This is a genomic window from Yinghuangia sp. YIM S09857 (genome assembly GCF_051388915.1).
Taxonomy (GTDB): Bacteria; Actinomycetota; Actinomycetes; order Streptomycetales; family Streptomycetaceae; genus Yinghuangia.
Genome location: NZ_JBPKBH010000001.1, coordinates 198,749 through 203,580 on the forward strand (window position 1 = coordinate 198,749; position 4,832 = coordinate 203,580).

The 4,832-nt window shown below is 72.5% G+C and carries 4 protein-coding genes; 3 read left to right on the forward strand and 1 reads right to left on the reverse strand.

The window, feature by feature from the left end:
* Positions 1 to 104 precede the first annotated feature (104 nt).
* Positions 105 to 2,339, reverse strand: a complete 2,235-nt coding sequence (locus ACRX5S_RS00910) for a trypsin-like serine peptidase (protein WP_436770714.1) — start codon at positions 2,337 to 2,339, stop codon at positions 105 to 107.
* Positions 2,340 to 2,585: 246 nt separating this feature from the next.
* Here ACRX5S_RS00910 and ACRX5S_RS00915 point away from each other — a divergent pair, with 246 nt between their 5' ends.
* From ACRX5S_RS00915 to nusB, 3 genes are all read left to right on the forward strand, one after another.
* Entirely contained in the window at positions 2,586 to 3,701 is a 1,116-nt protein-coding gene (locus ACRX5S_RS00915) for an aminopeptidase P family protein (RefSeq protein ID WP_436770715.1), read from the forward strand.
* A gap of 78 nt (positions 3,702 to 3,779) precedes the next feature.
* Positions 3,780 to 4,346, forward strand: coding sequence for an elongation factor P (gene efp, locus ACRX5S_RS00920; RefSeq protein WP_436770716.1), 567 nt, complete (start codon positions 3,780 to 3,782; stop codon positions 4,344 to 4,346).
* On the forward strand, positions 4,346 to 4,774 hold the full coding sequence (gene nusB, locus ACRX5S_RS00925; RefSeq protein WP_436770717.1) for a transcription antitermination factor NusB: 429 nt from the start codon (positions 4,346 to 4,348) through the stop codon (positions 4,772 to 4,774). Before efp ends, nusB begins: the two co-directional genes overlap by 1 nt.
* Positions 4,775 to 4,832: the final 58 nt, after the last annotated feature.

The window sequence follows — 4,832 nt, forward strand, 5'->3', positions numbered from 1 at the left end:
CACGTTCACGCACGCCGGCGCCTGGCGAGTGTCTTCGAAGGCCCGCGGGCCCGGCGGGATTATGAAGACACCCCCTGGGCCGCCCCGCCGCAACCGAGGCCGCCTCAGTGCCGGGCAAGCCCCAGCGCCCACGCCAACGCCGAGGCAACCTCGGGACGGGCCAGGTACTCGTCGATCTCGTGCGCGCGGTCGCGCGGATTGTCGACGCATTGCTCGGCGCTGACACCGGTCCAGCGCCCGCGCAGCGGGCAGCCGATCGCGACGCCGTCTGCCGGCGCCCAGCCGTTGAACCACCACGGCACGCCGGCCGGGCAGCGCGGGCCGCGCGTCAGCAGCCGGTCGTGCACGGTGTCCAGGCCCAGCGGCGCGCCGAGGGTGAGCAGGCCGGCGACGTCCGGCCCCTCGGTGTCGCAGAGCAGGTCCATCGCGACGACGGTGCCGAGGCTGTGCGCCACCAGCACGATGCCGCCGCCGCGCGGGACGGTTTCGCGTACGCACGCCAGCACCCGTTCGCGGACGGCCTCCGTGTCGAGGTACAGCGCCACGTCGCGGAACGCCTTGGCGACGACCAGCCGGTCCACCCCGGAGTGCCGGGCGATCCAGTCGAGCGGTCGGCGGGTGAGGCGTACGGTGCCGCCCATGCCGATCCGTTCCTCGCCCGGTGCCGCGGCCCCGCCGTCCGCGGGCATGCCGGAGCGTTCGGCGGCCTGGTCGAGCATGCGGTGGTAGAGGTCGCGCGCCGACGCGGACGCCGGTGCGGCGGCCGCCGCGGGGTCGTCGGCGACGGCGTCGAAGCTGGTGGCCACCGACTCGCGCGTGTTGAGCGCGTCGGCGAGCAGGTCGCCGTAGTACGGGAAGTACACGTCGCGCGGGTCGACGGTGGCGAAGCCCAGGCGCGTCAGCCCGTTGTTGAGGCCCGCCGTCCATTCGCGCCGCATGTCCTCGGGATCGCGGCCCTGCTGGCTCCGGCCGTGCAGGAAGACCAACTGCCGTGCGGCGCCGAACGCTTCGGCCCGGCCCGCCACGCCCGTGCGCAACCCCGCCGGCGTGGCCACCACCGTCTCGGGCGCCCGAGGTGTGGGTACGGGCACCCCCGCCCCCTCGACCGGCGTACCGCTCCCGGCCGATCCGGCCCCGTCGTGCGCCGCCCCCGCCGGCTCCCCGGCGACCGACCCGGCCCCCGCCGGCGCCGCCCCCGCGGTAACCGGCGGCCCGGCGGACACCGGCCCGGCGGACACCGGCCCCGCCGACACCGGCCCCGCCGACACCACCCCCGCCCCCGCTGGGGGAGCCCCGACGGCCGCCCCCAACTCCCCTAAAACACCCCGGAATTCCGGCGGAGTGTGAGCGGTCAGGTGCCGCACGACCGAGCTCGTGCGCGCCCCTTCGTTCGCGATCCACGCCACGGCCGCGTCGCCCTGTGCGGCGGTCCACACGCCCCCGTCGACGTTGAGCGTGCGGCCTTGGTCGTCGGTCTGCGGGACGCCCCGGTGGTGCAGCGCGACGACCTCCCACTGGTCGTTGAAGACCGGGGAGCCGGAGTTGCCGGGTTCGGTGTCGGTTTTGTAGTGCAGGAAGTCGTCGAGGCGTACGAGGAGTTCGTTGTCCCGTACGGCGATCTCCTTCAGTCGCCCGGACGGGTGGCCCACGATGTTGACCGGGTCGCCGACCACCAGCTTGCCCTCGGCGGGGTCGAGCCGGTTCCAGCCGAAGAGGTCGCCCGCGTTGCGCCCGTCGGCGCCGGGCGCCAAGGCGACCAGGGCGTAGTCGAGGTGTTCGTCGGCGAAGAAGAACACGTCGGGGGTGAAGGTGAAGCGCACGGTGGGTGCGGGCATGTCGTCGAGACCAGCCTCGGCGCCGAATTCCACGAAGGCGTCGAGGGTGCCGGCCGCGTCGGGGAAGACGTGGTGGTTCGTCAGTAGCAGTCTGGGCGCGACCAGGAAGCCGGTGGCCGCGGGCTGCACGCGTCCGCCGAGCCCGAGCCAGATGCGCCCGACCGTCGCGGACGCGCGCACGCCGCGCGGCAGGAACGCGGCGGCCTGGAGGTCGTTGGAGTCGCCGATGATGCGTTCGTCGGTCTCGACGGTGTCGCCGCCGGGCGGGATGGCGAGCAGGATCTCGCCGGGCAGTCGGCCGGCCTGGACGAGGCGCCGGGCGCGGCGGGCCAGGCGTTCGGGCTCGTCGGGGTAGCGCATGCCCTGGGCACGGCGCCGGGCGATGTCGTCGAGCTGGGTTTGTGCGTCGCGGTGCCGTGTGGCGGCGGCCGCCATCTGGGCGATGCGGCGTTCCTGAAGTGCGGGATCCGCGGCGTTTCCCGCTCCGAGCTCGCCGATGTGCATCGCAACCCCCCGGTTGTGTCGGAGAGGCGCGGGTCCTCGGCCGGGCCCCACCCGGAATTACCGCGCCCTGCAAGAAGGGTAGGGCTGGGCGGGGTGCCTGGACCGGGCGTTGGGCCGACCGGTGGGAAAGGTCAGCCGAACGGACGACGGCCCGTGTCGGTCGTTCGAGCGTCGACGCGGGTGAGGCGGCTCGTGCCGGGCCTGTCCTGCCGGGCCGTGCCCGGGGCGCGGGGTTACGCTGAGCGCATGCCCGAGGCCCACGCCGTTCGACGTGACCGGCTGCGCGCCCGTGTGGGTGCGGCCGGTGCCGATGCCGCGTTGATCACGAACCTGGTCAACGTGCGCTACCTGACGGGGTTCACCGGGTCGAACGCCGCGCTGCTGGTGTTCGCCGAGGTGCCCGACGGCGCGGAGGGCGCGTCCGGCGCGGTGCTGTCGACCGACGGCCGGTATGCGACGCAGGTGGGTGAGCAGGCGCCGGATGTGGAGTTGGCGGTGGAGCGCGAGTGCGCGCCGGCGCTGGCGAAGCGGGCGGCTGCCGCCGGGGTGCGGAAGCTGGCGGTGGAGGAGCACGCGGTCACGGTCGAGATGTACCGGACGCTGGGCGAGGCGGCGCAGGGTGTGGACCGGGTGTCGCTGGGGCGCGCGGTCGAGGAGCTGCGCCGGGTCAAGGACGCCGACGAGATCGCGACGCTGCGGATCGCGTGCGAGATCGGGGACCAGGCGATCGCGGAGATGATCGAGTCGATCCTGGTGGGGCGTACCGAGCGGCACATCGCGCTGGAGTTGGAGCGGCGGATGGCGGACCACGGTGCGGACCGTCCGGCGTTCCCGACGATTGTGGCGTCCGGTCCGCATTCGGCGGTGCCGGACCACACGCCGGGGGACCGGCGGGTGGAGGACGGGGACTTCCTGAAGATCGACTTCGGGGCGTGCTACCGGGGCTACCACGCGGACATGACGCGCACGTTCGTGATCGGCAACGAGCCGGCCGACTGGCAGGTCGAGGTGTACGACGTGGTGTTCGCGGCGCAGAAGGCGGGCCGGGAGGCGCTGGCGCCGGGGGTGGAGACGGCGGCGGTGCACCGTGCCGCGAAGGACGTGATCGACGCGGCGGGGTACGGCGAGCACTTCCCGCACGGGCTCGGGCACGGTGTCGGGCTGGAGATCCACGAGGACCCGCGCATGGGTCCGACGTCGAGCGGTAAGCTGGACGCTTGCATGCCGGTCACCGTCGAGCCGGGGATCTATCTCCCGGGTCGCGGCGGGGTCCGCATCGAGGACACTCTCGTGGTCCGTCCGCCCGAGGACGGCGGGCCCGAGCTACTTACCATCACGACCAAGGAGCTGCTTGTCCTGTAGTGCGCGGTCCGCGGTGCGCGGGTTGTGCAGGCAGGTGAGGGCGGCCAGGTCCGAAGCAACGCAGGAGACCCCGCACCCGTGGCCACGACCAACGACCTGAAGAACGGTTTGGTGCTCAAGCTCGACGGTGGACAGCTCTGGTCCGTCGTGGAGTTCCAGCACGTCAAGCCGGGCAAGGGCCCCGCCTTCGTCCGTACCAAGCTCAAGAACGTGCTGTCCGGCAAGATCGTCGACAAGACGTTCAACGCGGGCATCAAGGTCGAGACGGCCAACGTGGACCGCCGGGGCATGCAGTTCTCGTACAAGGACGGCTCGGACTTCGTGTTCATGGACACGGAGACGTTCGACCAGCTTCCGGTGACGCCGGAGGTGGTGGGCGACGCGGCGAACTACCTGCTGGAGGGGTTCGAGGCGACCGTCGCGATGTACGAGGGCTCGGCGCTGTACGTGGAGCTGCCGGCGTCCGTCGAGCTGGTGATCGAGTACACCGAGCCGGGCGTGCAGGGCGACCGCTCCACCGGTGGTACGAAGCCGGCGAAGCTGGAGACCGGGTACGAGATCGCGGTTCCGCTGTTCATCACGACCGGTGAGAAGGTCAAGGTCGACACGCGGTCCGGCGACTACCTGGGCCGTGTGAACAGCTAGTGGCCGGTGCCCGTACCAAGACCCGGCGCCGTGCGCTCCAGATCCTCTTCGAGGCGGACCAGCGCGGCGGCGACGCGGCGACGGTGCTCGCGGACTGGGTGGGGCGTTCGCACAAGGACGCGGACACTCCGCCGGTGGCGGAGTACACGATGGAGCTGGTCGAGGGCGTCCAGGCGCATCGTGCGCGGATCGACGACCTGATCTCGACGTATGCGGTGGGCTGGACCATGGACCGCATGCCGACGGTGGACCGCAATGTGCTGCGGCTGGGTGTGTACGAGCTGTTGTGGCAGGACGACGTGCCGGACGCGGTCGCGATCGACGAGGCCGTGGAGCTCGCGAAGGAGTTCTCGACGGACGACTCGCCGCAGTTCGTGAACGGTCTGCTCGCGCGGCTGAAGGATCTGAAGCCGACGTTGCAGCGCTGATCCGGCGCGTTGCCGGGTTTGCCGGACGCCCGCGGAGCCCGACGGCTCCGCGGGCGTC